Consider the following 15,862-nt stretch of genomic DNA (forward strand, 5'->3'; position numbering starts at 1 on the left):
AGCACCACCTTGACATGGTGGGGGTCGTTGGTTCGAGTCCAATTGTGCCTACCAGACAGATGAAAAAAGGGTCGCGAAAGCGGCCCTTTTTTTGTTTGGGCGTGAGCGCTTTCACCCCTCTCCCCTGGCCCTCCCCCGCGAGGGGAGAGGGGCCAGGGGAGAGGGAGAGCCTCCCTCAGCCCTCGGTCGTACGGCGCTTCAACGGCGCCATGCCGTCCGCACTGACCAACCCCGACGGCGCCGCCGGCTTGCGCTTGGCGGCCGGTTTGGCCGGTTTCTTCGCCGCCGTCTTCTTGGCGCCCTTGCCATCCTTGTCGGTCTTTTTCTTCTTGGTGCCGGCGGCCTTGCCGGACGCCTTGACGTTCTTCGGGCCCTGGTAGCTGCCCTTCAGTTCCTTGATCACGCGGCGCTCGAAGCTCTGCTTAAGGTAGCGCTCGACGCTGGACATCAGGTTCCAGTCGAAGTGGCAGATCAGCGAGATGGCCAGCCCCTCGGCACCGGCGCGGCCGGTACGGCCGATGCGGTGCACGTACTCGTCACCGGAGCGCGGCATGTCGAAGTTGATCACCAGGTCCAGGCCTTCCACGTCCAGGCCGCGGGCCGCCACGTCGGTGGCCACCAGCACCTTGTTGCCGCCCTGCTTGAGGCGCTCGATGGCCTGCTTGCGTTCGGCGTGTTCCTTGTCGCCGTGCAGGATGAAGGCCTTCACCCCTTCAGCCACCAGGCGACCATAGATGCGGTCGGCCTGGGCGCGGGTGTTGGTGAAGATGATCGCCTTCTGGTAGGTCTCGTTGGCCAGCAGCCAGTGCAGCAGGCGCTCCTTGTGGGCCACGTCGTCGGCGCAGATGATCTGCTGGCGGGTGTTCTCGTTCAGCTCGCTGACCCGGTTGAGCATCAGGTGCAGAGGCTCCCTGAGCACCTTGCCGATCACCTCGCGCATGACCGCGCCGCCGGTGGTGGCGGAGAACAGCAGGGTCTGCTGGCGATTGGCGCACTCGCCGGTCAGTCGCTCCATGGCTTCGGCGAAACCCATGTCGAGCATGCGGTCGGCCTCGTCCAGCACCAGCACCTCCACCTCGTCCAGGCGCAGGTTGCCGGCATCCAGGTGCTCGATCAGCCGGCCCGGCGTGCCAATCAGGATGTCCGGCGTCTTGCGCAGCGCCGCCGCCTGTTCCTTGAAGCCCTCGCCGCCGGTGATCAGCATCGACTTGATGAAGGTGTAGCGGGAGAACTTCTCCATCTCCTTCAGCGTCTGCTGGGCCAGCTCGCGGGTCGGCAGCAGGATCAGCGCCCGCACGCGCACGCGCGGCTCGGCGTCGCCGATCAGACGGTTGAGCAGCGGCAGCGCGAAGGCGGCGGTCTTGCCGCTGCCGGTCTGGGCGATGACGCGCAGGTCCTTGCCAGCCAGCGCCGGCGGGATGGCCTCGCGCTGCACGGGGGTCGGCTCGGTGAAGTTAAGCTCGGCGACAGCCTTGAGCAGGCGTTCGTGCAGGGCGAAATCGGCAAACACGGGTATTCCTCTTTACAGCGAATGGGGTGACGGCGCCGGCGGGCGGCTCAGTCCTTGCGCTCGGGCGACAGCAGCTCGATCTTGTAGCCGTCCGGGTCTTCCACGAAGGCCAGAATGCTGGAGCCGTGCTTCATCGGACCCGGCTCGCGGGTGATCTTGCCGCCACGGGCGCGGATGTCCTCGCAGGCCTTGTAGACGTCTTCGACTTCCAGGGCGATGTGGCCGTAGCCGGTGCCCAGCTCGTACTTGTCCACGCCCCAGTTGTAGGTCAGCTCGATGACGCTGTTCTCGGCCTCGTTGCCGTAGCCGACGAACGCCAGGGTGAACTGGCCTTCCGGGTAGTCCTTGCGGCGCAGCAGGGTCATGCCCAGCACTTCGGTGTAGAAGGCGATGGACTTGTCCATATCGCCGACGCGCAGCATGGTGTGCAGCAGTCTCATGGGATGTTCTCCTGACAGGTGAATCGGCCCCCGTGAAAACGCAAGGGCTCTGGAATGCCGGCTAGTTTAACAGCCGCCCGGTGCGCGGTCCCGAAACGAAACCGCCCCCGCGCAGGCTGCGACGGGGGCGGCGGTCAGGTCACGCGTCGCGTTACAGCGGCGAGCGGCCCTTGTTGGCGGCAATACGCATGCGCAGGGCGTTCAGCTTGATGAAGCCACCGGCATCGGCCTGGTCGTAGGCGCCGGCATCGTCCTCGAAGGTGGAGATGCGGGTGTCGAACAGACTGTCGTCGGACTTGCGGCCGGTGACGATGACGTTGCCCTTGTACAGCTTCAGGCGCACCACGCCGTTCACGTGTTCCTGGGAGGCGTCGATCATGGTCTGCAGCATCTGGCGCTCGGGGCTCCACCAGTAGCCGTTGTAGATCAGGCTGGCGTACTTGGGCATCAGCTCATCCTTCAGGTGAGCGACTTCGCGGTCCAGGGTGATCGACTCGATGGCGCGGTGAGCCTTGAGCATGATGGTGCCGCCGGGGGTCTCGTAGCAGCCGCGGGACTTCATGCCCACGTAGCGGTTTTCCACGATGTCCAGACGACCGATGCCGTTGGCGCCGCCGATGGCGTTCAGCTTGGTCAGCACCTGGGCCGGGGTCATCTCGACGCCGTCGATGGCCACGATGTCGCCCTTGCGGTAGGTCAGCTCGATGTAGGTGGGCACATCGGGAGCCTTCTCCGGGGAGACGGACCAGCGCCACATGTCTTCCTCGTGCTCGGTCCAGGTGTCTTCCAGCACACCGCCCTCATAGGAGATGTGCAGCAGGTTGGCGTCCATGGAGTACGGGGACTTCTTGCCGGCCTTGGCGAAATCGACCGGGATGTTGGCCTTCTGGGCGTAGGCCATCAGGGTTTCGCGGGAGGTCAGGTCCCACTCGCGCCAGGGGGCGATCACCTTCACGCCCGGCTTGAGCGCATAGGCGCCCAGCTCGAAGCGCACCTGGTCGTTGCCCTTGCCGGTGGCGCCGTGGGAGATGGCGTCGGCGCCGGTTTCGTTGGCGATCTCGATCAGGCGCTTGGCGATCAGCGGACGGGCGATGGAGGTGCCCAGCAGGTATTCGCCTTCGTAGATGGTGTTGGCGCGGAACATCGGGAACACGAAGTCGCGGACGAATTCTTCGCGCAGGTCGTCGATGTAGATTTCCTTGACGCCCATGGCCTTGGCCTTGGCGCGGGCAGGCTCGACTTCTTCGCCCTGGCCCAGGTCAGCGGTGAAGGTCACCACTTCGCAGTTGTAGGTATCTTGCAGCCACTTGAGAATCACCGAGGTGTCCAGGCCACCGGAATAGGCCAGAACCACCTTCTTAACGTCCGACATGCCATCAGCTCCACGGGTAGTACGGGAAAGCCCGCAATTCTACTGATGACGGGCCGCAAATGACAGGCCCGCAGCGCCCTCGGTGGCCCGCAATGCCTCGCTTCAGGCCGGCTGGGCGGAGTTGCCGCGGGCCAGGCGCTCCTGCTCCGCGTCGGATTCGGTCAGCCGCTCCAGGTAGAGGGTGACACGGCGGTTCTTGCCGCGATTGGCCTCGCTGTTGTTGGGCACCAGCGGGTAGCGCTCACCGTGGAAGCGGATGCTGATCTGTCCCTCGGGAATGCCCTTTTCCTTCAGGTAGGCGGCCACCGCCATCGCCCTGCGGCGCGACAGGTCGCGGTTGGTCAGGCGGTTGCCGGTGTTGTCGGAATGGCCTTCCAGGCGAATGCTGTTGATGGTCGGATCGGCCTTGAGCAACAGCAGCACGCGATCCAGCTCCCGGCGAGCAGCGTCGCCCAGGTCGATACCGCTGTTGGCGAAACTCAGCTGCAGGTATTTGACCTGGTCGAAGTTGACCGGCAGCAGTTGCGTGGTGCACTGCTGGAACTCGCGGAACGCCTGGCCGAAGCGCGCCGGCAGGAGGCGTACTTCCATGTATTCGTTGGTCTGCCGGGTGCGATGGCGCACCAGCGGCGAACGCCCCTCCATCAGCCCGGTGAGCAGGCGCGCCGCCTGCTGGTTGTCGCTCTTGAGCAGCACCTGGTCGCCGTCGACCTTGACCTTGCCAATGCTGACGTCGCTGTGCTCCGGGCGCCAGGGCGCGGCGGCCACCAGCAGCGTGGCGGCGCCATTGCCCAGCCAGCGCTCGCGACTGATCAGCTGGAAGGTCGGCTGCTCGCCGGCGCGGCGCACGAACTGGCCCACGCCACCAAAGGTCTTGATCGGCTGGATCAGCCGGCATTCGAACTGATCACCCTCGGCGCGCCACTCCGCATGCTCCAGGCGCGGCTGGAAGGTCAGGGCGACCGACGGCAGACTGACGAACAGGCTGAGCAGAGCGGCATACTGCAGGCGCACGATGGGAGGGCTCCAGGGATTTACGGCGTTCCCCCGGCATATCGGAGCCGCGGGCGAAAACTTGAGGGGCTTCCTGTGCGACGTTTCACAGAACGCCACCGATCGAAACCTGCGCAACGCCGCGGTTCATCGTCTCGGCGGGCAGCCGGCGAGCGCATTTTCCGGTAGCATTCGCGCACGTTTCATCGCCCGGATCCTCTTCATGACCGACCGCCTTACCCTGCTGCGTCCCGACGACTGGCATATCCACCTGCGCGACGGCGCCGCCCTGGCGCAGACCGTGGCCGATGCCGCCCGTACCTTCGGCCGCGCCATCGTCATGCCCAACCTGGTGCCGCCGGTACGCAACGCGCAGGAAGCCGACGCCTACCGCCAGCGCATCCTGGCCGCACGCCCGGCGGGCAGCCGCTTCGAACCGCTGATGGTGCTGTACCTCACCGACAACACCACCGCCGAAGACGTCCGTCAGGCCAAGGCCAGCGGCTTCGTCCATGCCGCCAAGCTCTACCCGGCCGGCGCCACCACCAACTCCGCGTCGGGCGTGACCAGCATCGACAATATCTTCCCCGTACTGGAAGCCATGGCCGATGTCGGCCTGCCGCTGCTGGTGCACGGTGAAGTGACCCACAGCGACATCGACGTGTTCGATCGCGAGAAGGCCTTCATCGACACCCACATGATCCGTGTCGTGGAGCGATTCCCGACCTTGAAGGTGGTCTTCGAGCACATCACCACCGGCGACGCCGCGCAGTTCGTGCGCGAAGCCTCGGCCAACGTGGGCGCCACCATCACCGCCCATCACCTGCTGTACAACCGCAACCACATGCTGGTAGGCGGCATCCGCCCGCACTTCTATTGCCTGCCGATCCTCAAGCGCAACACCCATCAGGAAGCCCTGCTGGATGCCGCTACCAGCGGCAACCCGAAGTTCTTCCTGGGCACCGATTCGGCACCGCACGCCCGCCACACCAAGGAAGCCACCTGCGGTTGCGCCGGCTGCTACACCGCCTACGCCGCCATCGAGCTGTACGCCGAGGCGTTCGAGTCGCGCAACGCGCTGGACAGGCTGGAAGGCTTCGCCAGCCAGTTCGGTCCGGACTTCTACGGTCTGCCACGCAACACCGACCGCATCACCCTGGTGCGCGAAGACTGGCAGGCACCGGCCGAACTGCCGTTCGGCGACCACCGCCTGATGCCGCTGCGCGCGGGCGAAACCCTGCGCTGGCGGGTACTGGAGGAACGCGCGTGAGCGAAGAGCTGTACGAAGACGACGAACTGGAAATCCGCTCCAGCGGCCCGAAGCATCCCATGGCCCGCCGCTTCCGCGGCTACCTGCCGGTGGTGGTCGACGTGGAGACCGGCGGCTTCAACTGCCAGACCGATGCGCTGCTGGAGATCGCCGCGACCATCATCGGCATGGACGAGCAGGGGCTGCTCTATCCGGAGCACACCTACTTCCACCGCATCGAGCCGTTCGAAGGCGCCAACATCGAGCAGGCGGCGCTGGAGTTCACCGGCATCAAGCTGGACCATCCGCTGCGCATGGCGGTCCAGGAAGAGCCGGCGCTAGCCGACATCTTCCGTGGCGTACGCAAGTCGCTGAAATCCTACGGCTGCAAGCGCGCGGTGCTGGTCGGCCACAACAGCAGCTTCGACCTCGGCTTCCTTAATGCCGCGGTGCTGCGCACGGGCCTCAAGCGCAACCCGTTCCACCCGTTCTCCAGCTTCGACACCGCTACCCTGGCCGGCCTGGCCTACGGACAGACGGTGCTGGCCAAGGCCTGCCAGGCTGCCGGCATTCCGTTCGACGCCCGCGAAGCCCATTCGGCCCGCTACGACACGGAAAAGACCGCCGACCTGTTCTGCGGCATCGTCAATCGCTGGAAGGAAATGGGCGGTTGGGACACCTTCGGGGAAGACTGATCCTCATCGAGCTGGCCGGCGCGTTCGTAGGGTGGACAACGTTTTCCTTGTCCACCACCGCGCCGCTACGGCGCGCCTGCGGCGCGTCGGTGGATCTATGAAGCGTGATCCCCCCCACGGAGTGACCGCTCCGCTCAGCAGCAAATTTTGACAATCGTTCTCATTAACATTAGTATCCGCCGCATCCCGATTTCAGTGCGACGAGCCCCCGCCATGTACGTCTGTCTTTGCCGAGGTGTCACCGACAACCACATCCGCGACGCGATCTACGAAGGCTGCTGCAGCTACCGGGAGGTGCGCGAGAACCTGGGCGTGGGTACCCAGTGCGGCAAATGCGCCTGTGTGGCCAAGCAGGTGGTGCGCGAGACCTTGAGCGAAGTGCAGGCCGGCCAGGCCGCAATGCTGGGCGGCGTGGCCCTGTTCTCTCCGGCCTGAATCGATCCGTCGGATTCCCGAGCCGGGCAGTCGCCCGGCTTTTTCATGCCTGCGCCATGCAGCAAGCCCCTTCGCAGCCTGGCTAAAACCGTAGGCGAGACGCCTTTTCATTCCGTTTGCCATCAAGGGCTTAGGTTTGACACCTGGGGACACTGCGGCCAGACTCGCCAACACGCATTTCCTCTCAGGCGGAGCATCATGAAAGGCGATACTCAGGTCATCCAGCACCTCAACAAGATCCTTGGCAACGAACTGGTGGCCATCAACCAGTACTTCCTGCACGCGCGGATGTACGAGGACTGGGGCCTGAACAAGCTCGGCAAGCATGAGTACGATGAATCCATCGACGAGATGAAGCATGCCGACAAGCTGATCAAGCGCATCCTGTTTCTCGAAGGCCTGCCCAACCTGCAGGACCTCGGCAAGCTGCTGATCGGCGAGAACACCAAGGAAATGCTCGAATGCGACCTGCGCCTGGAACAGATGGGCCTGCAGGACCTGCGCGCCGCCATCGCCTATTGCGAACAGGTCGGCGACTACGGCAGCCGCGAGCTGCTGGAAGACATCCTCGAGTCCGAGGAAGAACACGTCGACTGGCTGGAAACCCAGCTGGGCCTGATCAAGGCCGTCGGCCTGGAAAACTACCTGCAATCGCAAATGGACGAGTAATTCTCCCGTCCGCAACGCAAAAGCCCCGGCAGTGCCGGGGCTTTTTGTTCAGAGGCCGGATCAGGCGTCCTTGCGGGCCGCCGCGGCTTCCTTGATCAGGGTCTGCAGCTCACCCTTCTCGAACATCTCCAGCATGATGTCGCTGCCACCGACCAGTTCGCCGTTGACCCACAGCTGCGGGAAGGTCGGCCAGTTGGCGTACTTGGGCAGCTCGGCGCGGATTTCCGGGTTCTGCAGGATGTCCACGTAGGCGAATTTCTCGCCGCAGCCCATCACGGCCTGGGCGGCACGGGCGGAGAAGCCGCACTGCGGGGCATTGGGCGAGCCCTTCATGTACAGCAGGATGGTGTTGTTGGCGATCTGCTCTTTGATGGTTTCGATGATATCCATGAGGGGCACCTCGGCTACAAATGACCTGCCGGCCCCCGGGCCGGCATTTGCGCGGCATTGTAACGGAAAGCCTAGTCCTGCGCTCAGGCTTCTTTACGCACCCTCCCGACGCCCATCACCTATGCTGCTTGCGGCGCCGGACACCGGGCAATTTGCGCCATCGCGACATTTCCCGATAACATCCGGCCCTTTCCATTTCGTCGCCCTCGGCGACCTTCTAGCAGGTCCCTCCTCTGACGTTGGCGCTTATTTTCTTTCGCCACAGGGCCTGACAACGTGATCAAGGTAACGACAATGAGCGTACGGCACTTTCTCTCGCTGATGGACTGCACCCCCGCGGAGCTCAACGGGCTACTGCGACGAGCCATCGAGCTGAAGGACCTGCGCAATCGCGGCATCCTCTACGAACCCCTGAAGAATCGCGTACTGGGCATGATCTTCGAGAAGGCCTCGACCCGTACCCGGGTCTCCTTCGAAGCCGGCATGATCCAGCTCGGCGGCCAGAGCCTGTTCCTCTCGCCGCGCGACACCCAGCTGGGTCGCGGCGAACCGATCAGCGACACCGCCATCGTCATGTCGCGCATGCTCGACGCCATCATGATCCGCACCTACGCCCACGGCACCCTGACCAACTTCGCCGCCCACTCCCAGGTGCCGGTGATCAACGGTCTGTCCGATGAGCTGCACCCCTGCCAGCTGCTGGCCGACATGCAGACCTACCTGGAACAGCGCGGCAGCATCGCCGGCAAGACGGTGGCCTGGATCGGCGATGGCAACAACATGTGCAACTCCTATATCGAGGCGGCCATCCAGTTCGACTTCCAGCTGCGCATCGCCTGCCCAGAGGGCTACGAGCCGAGCGCCGAGCTGCTGGCCAAGGCCGGCGACCGCGTGACCCTGCTGCGCGACCCGCGTGCGGCGGTGGCCGGCGCCCACCTGGTGAGCACCGACGTCTGGGCCTCCATGGGCCACGAAGAAGAAGCCCAGGCACGCCTGGCGAGCTTCAAGGGTTACCAGGTCAGCCGCGCATTGCTCGATCTGGCCGACCCGGGCGTGATCTTCCTGCACTGCCTGCCGGCGCACCGTGGCGAGGAAATCAGCCACGACCTGCTGGATGACCCGCGCTCGCTGGCCTGGGACCAGGCCGAAAACCGTCTGCACGCCCAGAAGGCGCTGCTCGAATTCCTCGTCGCCCCCGGCTACACCAAGAACGCATGACGTCCAAACTGCTGCTTCAGCTGCACAACCTGGCCTGCGGTTATCAGGGCCAGATGATCGTCCAGGAGCTCAACCTGCACCTGAACGCCGGTGACATCGGTTGCCTGCTCGGCCCCTCGGGCTGCGGCAAGACCACTACCCTGCGCGCCATCGCCGGCTTCGAACCGGTCAGCCACGGCGAAATCCGCCTGGCCGGCGAGGTGATCTCCCGCGCCGGCTTCACCCTGGCGCCGGAGGCGCGCCGCATCGGCATGGTCTTCCAGGACTACGCGCTGTTCCCGCACCTGACCGTGGCGGAGAACGTCGCCTTCGGCATCCGCAAGCACCCCGAGCGCGAGCGCATCACCGGCGAGCTGCTCGATCTGGTCAAGCTTGGCCACCTGGGCAAGCGTTACCCGCACGAACTCTCCGGTGGCCAGCAACAACGCGTCGCGCTGGCCCGCGCCCTGGCTCCGGAGCCGCGCCTGCTGCTGCTCGACGAGCCCTTCTCCAACCTGGACGTGGAGCTACGCCGCAGTCTCAGCCGCGAGGTGCGCGACATCCTCAAGGCGCGCGGCACCAGCGCCATCCTGGTTACCCACGACCAGGAAGAAGCCTTCGCCGTCAGCGATCAGGTGGGCGTGTTCCGTGACGGTCGCCTGGAGCAGTGGGATACCCCCTACAACCTCTACCACGAGCCACTGACGCCCTTCGTGGCCAGCTTCGTCGGCCAGGGCTATTTCATTCGCGGACAGTTGCAGGACCCGGAATCGGTGCGTACCGAACTCGGCGATATCCACGGCAACCGTGCCTACAGCTGGCCAAGCGGCAGTGCCGTGGACGTACTGCTGCGCCCCGACGACCTGGTCTACGCGCCGGACAGCGACCTCCAGGTGCGAATCACCGGCAAGACCTTCCTGGGCGCTTCGACGCTGTACCGCCTGCAACTGCCCACCGGCACCCAGCTGGAAGCCATCTTCCCGAGCCACATCGACCATTTGCCCGGCGAAACCGTGGGCATCCAGGTCAGCGCCGACCACCTGGTGCTGTTCCCAGCCCAGGGCAGCATCGCAGCCAATGCCACGCTGCCAAACGCCGGTGTACGGCGCTACAGCAGCGCCAGCTGAACCATCGGAAAGGCGGCCCTCGGGCCGCCTTCTGTATTTCAGCCCACCAGCAATTCGCCCCGACTGACCAGCACCGCATGCCCGGCCAGGCGCACGCGTTCGCCCTCCACCCGGCACAAGAGTTCACCGCCGCGCTGCGAGCACTGGTACGCGCGCAATTCGGCACGGCCCAGGCGCTGCGCCCAGTAGGGCACCAGCATGCAGTGCGCGGCACCGGTGACCGGGTCTTCGTCGATGCCGATGGCCGGCGCGAAGTAACGCGACACCACATCGTGATCAGTCCCGCGCGCAGTGACGATCACCCCGAGCCAGGGCAGCGCCGCCAGCGCCTTCAGGTCGGGCGCGCAGGTGCGCACGGCGGTCTCGTCGGCCAGCACCACCAGCAGGCTGTCGCGACCGGAAAGCACCGTCTCGGGTTCGTGGCCCAGCGCCTTGGCCAGCCCGGCCGGCGCGGTAATCGGCTCACCGGCCAGCGCCGGGAAATCCAGTTCCAGCCGCTCGCCGAGCCTCCGCACGCGCAGCTCGCCGGACTGGCTCTGCAGGCTCAGGCAGTCACCCGGTTCCTGGTAGGCGTCGAACAGCACCCTGGCCGCCGCCAGGGTGGCATGGCCGCACAGCGGCACCTCTTCCTGGGGCGTGAACCAGCGAATCCGCCAGCCCTGCCCCTCGCGCACCACGAACGCGGTTTCCGCCAGGTTGTGCTCGGCGGCGATCTGCTGCATGCGCGCGTCAGGCAGCCAGGCATCGAGGCGGTAGACGATCGCCGGGTTACCGGCGAACGGACGGTCGCTGAAGGCGTCGACCTGGTGGAACGGCAGTGTCTTCATCGCATTCTCCAATCGTTCATGACGCTTCGCTGCGCACCCGGCGCACCGCGCTCAGCCAGCCGGCATAGAGTGCCTCGCGACGCTGCGCCGGCATGCACGGCTCGAAGCGCCGCTGCTGTTGCCAGTGGCCGGCGACCTCGTCCAGGCCGCGATACAGCCCGGCCTGCAGGCCCGCCAGATAGGCGGCGCCCAGCGCGGTGGTCTCGTTGACCTGCGGGCGCTCGACCGGCACGCCGAGGATGTCGGCGAGAAACTGCACCAGCCAGTTGTTGACTACCATGCCGCCATCCACGCGCAGCGCGCTGAGCGGCGCGGCGCCGTCCTGGCCCATGGCTTCGAGCAGGTCGCGGGTCTGGTAGCACACCGCTTCCAGGCCGGCGGTGACGATTTCCTTGATGCCGGTGTCGCGGGTCAGGCCGAAGATCGCGCCGCGCGCCTTCGGGTCCCAGTAGGGCGCGCCCAGGCCGGTGAAGGCCGGCACCAGGTACACGCCGCCGGCGTCGCCGGCCTGCAGGGCCAGCGCTTCGCTCTCGTGGGCGTGCTCGATCAGCCGCAGGCCATCGCGCAACCACTGCAGGGCGGCGCCGGCGACGAAGATGCTGCCCTCCACCGCATAGGTCGTTTTGCCGTTCAGCCGGTAGGCCACGGTGGTCAGCAGACGGTTGTGCGAGATCAGAGGCTCGGCGCCGGTGTTCTGGATCAGGAAGCAACCGGTGCCGTAGGTGCTCTTCACCATGCCCGGCGTGAAGCAGGCCTGGCCGATCAGCGCGGCCTGCTGGTCGCCGGCCATACCCAGCACCGGCAGCGCCGCGCCCAGCCAGTGGGCGTCGGTCTCGCCGAAGTCCGCCGCGCAGTCCAGCACCTCGGGCAGCAGGCTGGCGGGGATGTCGAACAGCGCCAGCAGCGTCTCGTCCCACCGCTGGGTGTGGATGTTGAACAGCAGCGTGCGCGCCGCGTTGCTGGCGTCGGTGCGGTGCGCGCGACCGCCGGTCAGGCGCCAGAGCAGGAAGCTGTCCACGGTGCCGAAGCGCAGCTCGCCGCGCGCGGCGCGCGCGCGGGCGCCCGGCACGTTGTCGAGGATCCAGCGCAGCTTGGTGGCCGAAAAATACGGATCGATCAGCAGCCCGGTACGCGCCGCCACGTCCGCCTCATGGCCGGCGGCCTTCAGCTCGGCGCAGTAATCGGCGGTGCGCCGGTCCTGCCAGACGATGGCCGGGTAGATGGCTTCACCGGTGGCGGCGTCCCACACCAGGGTGGTCTCGCGCTGGTTGGTGATGCCGACGGCGCGGATGTCCGCCGCCCGCAGCCCGCCGTTGGCCAGCGCCTGGCGGCACACGGCGAGCGTGCTGTCCCACAGGTCTTCGGCGGCATGCTCGACCCAGCCGTCCCGCGGGAAATGCTGGGCGAATTCCTGCTGCGCGCTGGCCACCGCGCCGCCGCTGGCCGAAAAGATGATCGCCCGGCTGCTGGTGGTGCCCTGGTCGATGGAGATGAGGTAGTCGCTCATGAAGACTCCGTTATCCACGGCCGATGGGGACGAACGTCGCCTGGGTCTGCTGCGCCAGCGCCTCGGCGCTCAGCTCCACCTCCAGCCCGCGCCGCCCGGCGCTGACATGGATGGAGGGCTGCTGGCGGGCCGATTCGTCGATGAACGTACGCAGGCGCTTCTTCTGTCCCAGCGGGCTGATGCCGCCGACCAGATAGCCGGTGGCGCGCTGCGCGGCGGCCGGGTCGGCCATGTCCACCTTCTTCACGCCGGCCGCCTGGGCCAGCGCCTTGAGGTCGAGGCTGCCGGCCACCGGCACCACCGCCACCAGCAGCTCGTTCTTCTCGGTGGCCGCCAGCAGGGTCTTGAACACCCGTTCCGGCGCCAGGCCGAGCTTCTCCGCCGCCTCCAGACCGTAGGACGGCGACTTGGGATCGTGTTCGTAGCTGAGGACGCGGTGCTCGACGCGGGCTTTCTTGAGCTGATCGATGGCTGGAGTCATGGTGCTTTGCTGTGCAGGGATCGACGAAAGGCTACGTTAGCGGCCGCCGCGCGCCAGCGCTACAGTGTTCCGGCAATCCTGGCCCTTGAGCGTGGCATGAACGAACCCTGCGAAGACCCCTACGACCTGGCCGTGATCGGCGGTGGCATCAACGGTGTCGGCATTGCCGCCGACGCCGCCGGACGCGGCCTGAAGGTCTACCTCTGCGAACAGCACGACCTGGCCAGCCACACCTCCTCGGCGAGCAGCAAACTGATCCACGGCGGCCTGCGCTACCTGGAACACCGGGAGTTCCGCCTGGTGCGCGAAGCGCTGGCCGAACGCGAAGTGCTGCTGGCCAAGGCGCCGCACATCATCAAGCCGCTGCGCTTCATCCTCCCGCACCGCCCGCACCTGCGCCCGGCCTGGATGATCCGCTTCGGTCTGTTCTGCTATGACCACCTGGGCCGCCGGCGCACCCTGCCCGGCTCGCGCGCCCTGCGTCTGGGCGCCGACAGTCCGCTGCGCCCGGACATGACCCGGGGCTTCGAGTACGCCGACTGCTGGGTGGACGACGCCCGCCTGGTGGTGCTCAACGCGATGGCCGCCCGCGAGCGCGGCGCCCGGTTGGACACCCGCACCCGCTGCCTGTCCGCCCAGGTCCGCGATGGCCTCTGGTATCTGGAACTGCAGCGCGTCGACGGAAGCCGTTCGGTGGTGCGCGCCCGCGCGCTGGTCAACGCCTGCGGCCCCTGGGTGGCGGATTTCCTGCGCGACGGCTTGCAGCGCCAGCCACGCCACGGCGTGCGCCTGGTGCAGGGCAGCCATATCGTGGTGCCGCGCCTGTACCCCGGCGAGCAGGCCTACATCCTGCAGAACGAAGACCGGCGCATCGTCTTCGTCATCCCCTGGCTGGAGCGTTTCAGCCTGATCGGCACCACCGACCGCGAGTACCACGGCGACCCCGAGCAGGTGCGCATCAGCGAGCAGGAAACCGAGTACCTGCTGGACGTGGTGAACCGGCATTTCCGCCAGCCGGTGGAGCGCGACGACATCCTGCACAGCTTTTCCGGCGTGCGTCCGCTGCTCGACGACGAGTCCGGCGACCCGTCGGCGGTGACCCGCGACTATTTCCTCGAGCTGCACGGCGCGGCCGATCAGGCGCCGCTGCTCTCGGTGTTCGGCGGCAAGCTGACCACCTACCGGCGCCTGGCCGAGTCGGCGCTGGAGCTGCTCAAGCCCTGGCTGCGAGACATGGGTCCGCGCTGGACCGCCGGCGCGCCACTGCCGGGCGGCGAAGAGATGAGCGACCCGCAGCGCCTGGCTGCGCAACTGCTCGACCAGGCGCCCTGGCTGCCGGTCGAACTGGCCCGGCGCTGGGCGGTCAGCTACGGCAGCCGCAGCTGGCGCTTGCTGGGCAGCGCAACGGGGCTGGGCGATCTGGGCGAACACTTCGGTGCCAATCTGTACGCCCGGGAAGTGGACTACCTGCGTCGCGAGGAATGGGCGCAGACCGCCGAGGACATCCTCTGGCGGCGCAGCAAGCTGGGGCTGTTCCTCGACCCGGAACAGCACGCGGGGCTGGAGGCCTACCTGCAGCGGGAGCCGTTGAAGATGCGCTGACCGGACATGCGCTGCCAGCGGTGGACAAGAAAACCGTTGTCCACCCTACGCGGCTGAGCCGTAGGGTAGACAACGGCGAAGCCTTGTCTACCGCCGGTGCGCACGCAGCCCGGGCCGGTGGAAAATCGCTACGCGAGTTTTCCACCCTACGGATTGAGATCACGTGCGGGGCCGCTGGTGGACAAGCAAGAGGTTGTCCACCCTACGCATCGGTCGGGATCCACCCGCCAGCCTCAGCCCGCGTGCCGCTCACGCAGCCGGCGTGCCGCCGCCACCATGTTGACCAGCGCGGCCTCGGTCTCCGGCCAGCCGCGGGTCTTCAGGCCGCAGTCCGGGTTGACCCACAGGCGCTCGACCGGAATGCGCTCGGCGGCCTTGTCCAGCAGCGCGACCATCTCCTCGACGTCCGGCACCCGGGGCGAGTGGATGTCGTACACGCCCGGGCCGATCTCGTTCGGGTAGGCGAAGGCGCGGAACGCCTCCAGCAGTTCCATCTGCGAGCGCGAGGTCTCGATGGTGATGACATCGGCGTCCATCGCGGCGATGGAAGCGATCACATCGTTGAACTCGCTGTAGCACATGTGGGTGTGGATCTGCGTCTCGTCGCCCACGCCGCTGGCGGTCAGCCGGAAGGCCTCGGCGGCCCAGTCCAGGTAGGCCTGCCAGCGGGCCTTGCGCAGCGGCAGGCCTTCGCGGAAGGCCGCCTCGTCGATCTGGATGACGCGGATGCCGGCGGCCTCCAGATCGCACACCTCGTCGCGGATCGCCAGCGCCAGCTGGCGCGCCTGCTGTTCGCGGGATATGTCGTCGCGCGGGAACGACCACATCAGCATGGTTACCGGGCCGGTCAGCATGCCCTTCATCACCTTGGCGGTCTGCTCCTGGGCGTAGCGGATCCATTCCACGGTCATCGGCCGCGGCCGGCTGATATCGCCGTAGATGATCGCCGGCTTCACGCAGCGCGAACCGTAGCTCTGCACCCAGCCGAAGCGGGTGAAGGCGTAGCCGTCCAGCTGCTCGGCGAAGTACTCGACCATGTCGTTGCGCTCGGCCTCGCCGTGCACCAGCACGTCCAGTCCCAGCTGTTCCTGCACCCGCACCGCGTGGCGGATCTCGGCGCGCATGGCTGCGGCATACTCGGCCGCCGGCAACGTGCCCTGCCTGAAGGCCTGGCGTGCCTGGCGGATTTCGGCGGTCTGCGGGAAGGAGCCGATGGTGGTGGTCGGGAACAGTGGCAGGTGCAGGTGCTCGCGCTGCGCGGCGATGCGCCGGGCGAACGGCGACTGGCGCCGGCTGTCCTCGGGGCGGATGGCCGCCAGACGCGCCTGCACCGCCGGATCGTGGATGCGTGGCGAGGCCGCGCGCGCC

Annotated in this window: 16 protein-coding genes; 7 read left to right on the top strand and 9 right to left on the bottom strand. The window is 66.8% G+C overall.

Features of this window, described 5'->3' with window-relative positions:
- Nucleotides 1-175: 175 nt before the first annotated feature.
- The 4 genes from AS93_RS0113280 to AS93_RS19360 all read right to left on the bottom strand — a co-directional run bounded on the left by AS93_RS0113280 (nt 176) and on the right by AS93_RS19360 (nt 4,336).
- Nucleotides 176-1,510 (bottom strand): DEAD/DEAH box helicase, encoded by a 1,335-nt coding sequence (locus AS93_RS0113280; RefSeq protein WP_027591068.1) that lies wholly within the window; start codon nt 1,508-1,510, stop codon nt 176-178.
- 47 nt (nt 1,511-1,557) lie between these two features.
- Entirely contained in the window at nt 1,558-1,950 is a 393-nt protein-coding gene (gene gloA / locus AS93_RS0113285) for a lactoylglutathione lyase (protein WP_027591069.1), read from the bottom strand.
- Nucleotides 1,951-2,101: 151 nt separating this feature from the next.
- Nucleotides 2,102-3,322 carry an argininosuccinate synthase gene (locus AS93_RS0113290; protein WP_027591070.1) on the bottom strand — a complete coding sequence of 407 codons (1,221 nt, stop codon included), beginning with the start codon at nt 3,320-3,322 and terminating at the stop codon, nt 2,102-2,104.
- Nucleotides 3,323-3,424: 102 nt separating this feature from the next.
- Nucleotides 3,425-4,336: an OmpA family protein gene (locus AS93_RS19360; RefSeq protein ID WP_051587475.1), complete on the bottom strand. Its 912-nt coding sequence runs from the start codon at nt 4,334-4,336 to the stop codon at nt 3,425-3,427.
- A 202-nt stretch (nt 4,337-4,538) separates the two neighbouring features.
- Between AS93_RS19360 and pyrC the strand changes: the two genes are divergently transcribed.
- The 4 genes from pyrC (at nt 4,539) to bfr (ending at nt 7,363) form a co-directional block, all read left to right on the top strand.
- Nucleotides 4,539-5,585, top strand: a complete 1,047-nt coding sequence (gene pyrC / locus AS93_RS0113300) for a dihydroorotase (RefSeq protein WP_027591071.1) — start codon at nt 4,539-4,541, stop codon at nt 5,583-5,585.
- A complete protein-coding gene (gene rnt / locus AS93_RS0113305; RefSeq protein WP_027591072.1) occupies nt 5,582-6,259 on the top strand; it encodes a ribonuclease T in 678 nt (225 codons plus the stop codon). Before pyrC ends, rnt begins: the two co-directional genes overlap by 4 nt.
- A gap of 213 nt (nt 6,260-6,472) precedes the next feature.
- Nucleotides 6,473-6,694 (top strand): bacterioferritin-associated ferredoxin, encoded by a 222-nt coding sequence (locus AS93_RS0113310; RefSeq protein WP_027591073.1) that lies wholly within the window; start codon nt 6,473-6,475, stop codon nt 6,692-6,694.
- Between the two features lie 198 nt (nt 6,695-6,892).
- A complete protein-coding gene (gene bfr / locus AS93_RS0113315) occupies nt 6,893-7,363 on the top strand; it encodes a bacterioferritin (RefSeq protein WP_027591074.1) in 471 nt (156 codons plus the stop codon).
- 60 nt (nt 7,364-7,423) lie between these two features.
- Here bfr and grxD read toward each other — a convergent pair whose 3' ends face one another.
- Nucleotides 7,424-7,753 carry a Grx4 family monothiol glutaredoxin gene (gene grxD, locus AS93_RS0113320; RefSeq protein ID WP_027591075.1) on the bottom strand — a complete coding sequence of 110 codons (330 nt, stop codon included), beginning with the start codon at nt 7,751-7,753 and terminating at the stop codon, nt 7,424-7,426.
- Between the two features lie 294 nt (nt 7,754-8,047).
- Between grxD and argF the strand changes: the two genes are divergently transcribed.
- Nucleotides 8,048-8,971: an ornithine carbamoyltransferase gene (gene argF / locus AS93_RS0113325; RefSeq protein WP_027591076.1), complete on the top strand. Its 924-nt coding sequence runs from the start codon at nt 8,048-8,050 to the stop codon at nt 8,969-8,971.
- A complete protein-coding gene (locus tag AS93_RS0113330; protein WP_027591077.1) occupies nt 8,968-10,077 on the top strand; it encodes an ABC transporter ATP-binding protein in 1,110 nt (369 codons plus the stop codon). Before argF ends, AS93_RS0113330 begins: the two co-directional genes overlap by 4 nt.
- Nucleotides 10,078-10,115: 38 nt before the next feature.
- Here the strand turns inward: AS93_RS0113330 and AS93_RS0113335 are convergent, their stop codons facing one another.
- Genes AS93_RS0113335 through ybaK form a run of 3 tightly spaced genes read right to left on the bottom strand, consistent with a single transcriptional unit; the run spans nt 10,116 to nt 12,892 of the window.
- Nucleotides 10,116-10,904: a PhzF family phenazine biosynthesis protein gene (locus AS93_RS0113335; protein WP_037009278.1), complete on the bottom strand. Its 789-nt coding sequence runs from the start codon at nt 10,902-10,904 to the stop codon at nt 10,116-10,118.
- A gap of 16 nt (nt 10,905-10,920) precedes the next feature.
- Nucleotides 10,921-12,411: a glycerol kinase GlpK gene (glpK, locus tag AS93_RS0113340; RefSeq protein WP_027591079.1), complete on the bottom strand. Its 1,491-nt coding sequence runs from the start codon at nt 12,409-12,411 to the stop codon at nt 10,921-10,923.
- 10 nt (nt 12,412-12,421) lie between these two features.
- A complete protein-coding gene (gene ybaK, locus AS93_RS0113345) occupies nt 12,422-12,892 on the bottom strand; it encodes a Cys-tRNA(Pro) deacylase (RefSeq protein WP_027591080.1) in 471 nt (156 codons plus the stop codon).
- 96 nt (nt 12,893-12,988) lie between these two features.
- Between ybaK and glpD the strand changes: the two genes are divergently transcribed.
- Nucleotides 12,989-14,494, top strand: coding sequence for a glycerol-3-phosphate dehydrogenase (glpD, locus tag AS93_RS0113350; protein ID WP_027591081.1), 1,506 nt, complete (start codon nt 12,989-12,991; stop codon nt 14,492-14,494).
- Nucleotides 14,495-14,727: 233 nt separating this feature from the next.
- On the opposite strand, the gene metE is transcribed toward glpD, so the two are convergent.
- On the bottom strand, nt 14,728-15,862 hold a 1,135-nt coding region (gene metE / locus AS93_RS0113355), incomplete at its 5' end, for a 5-methyltetrahydropteroyltriglutamate--homocysteine S-methyltransferase (RefSeq protein ID WP_027591082.1).

Source organism: Pseudomonas sp. RL (assembly GCF_000647775.1).
Classification (GTDB): Bacteria; Pseudomonadota; Gammaproteobacteria; order Pseudomonadales; family Pseudomonadaceae; genus Serpens; species Serpens flexibilis.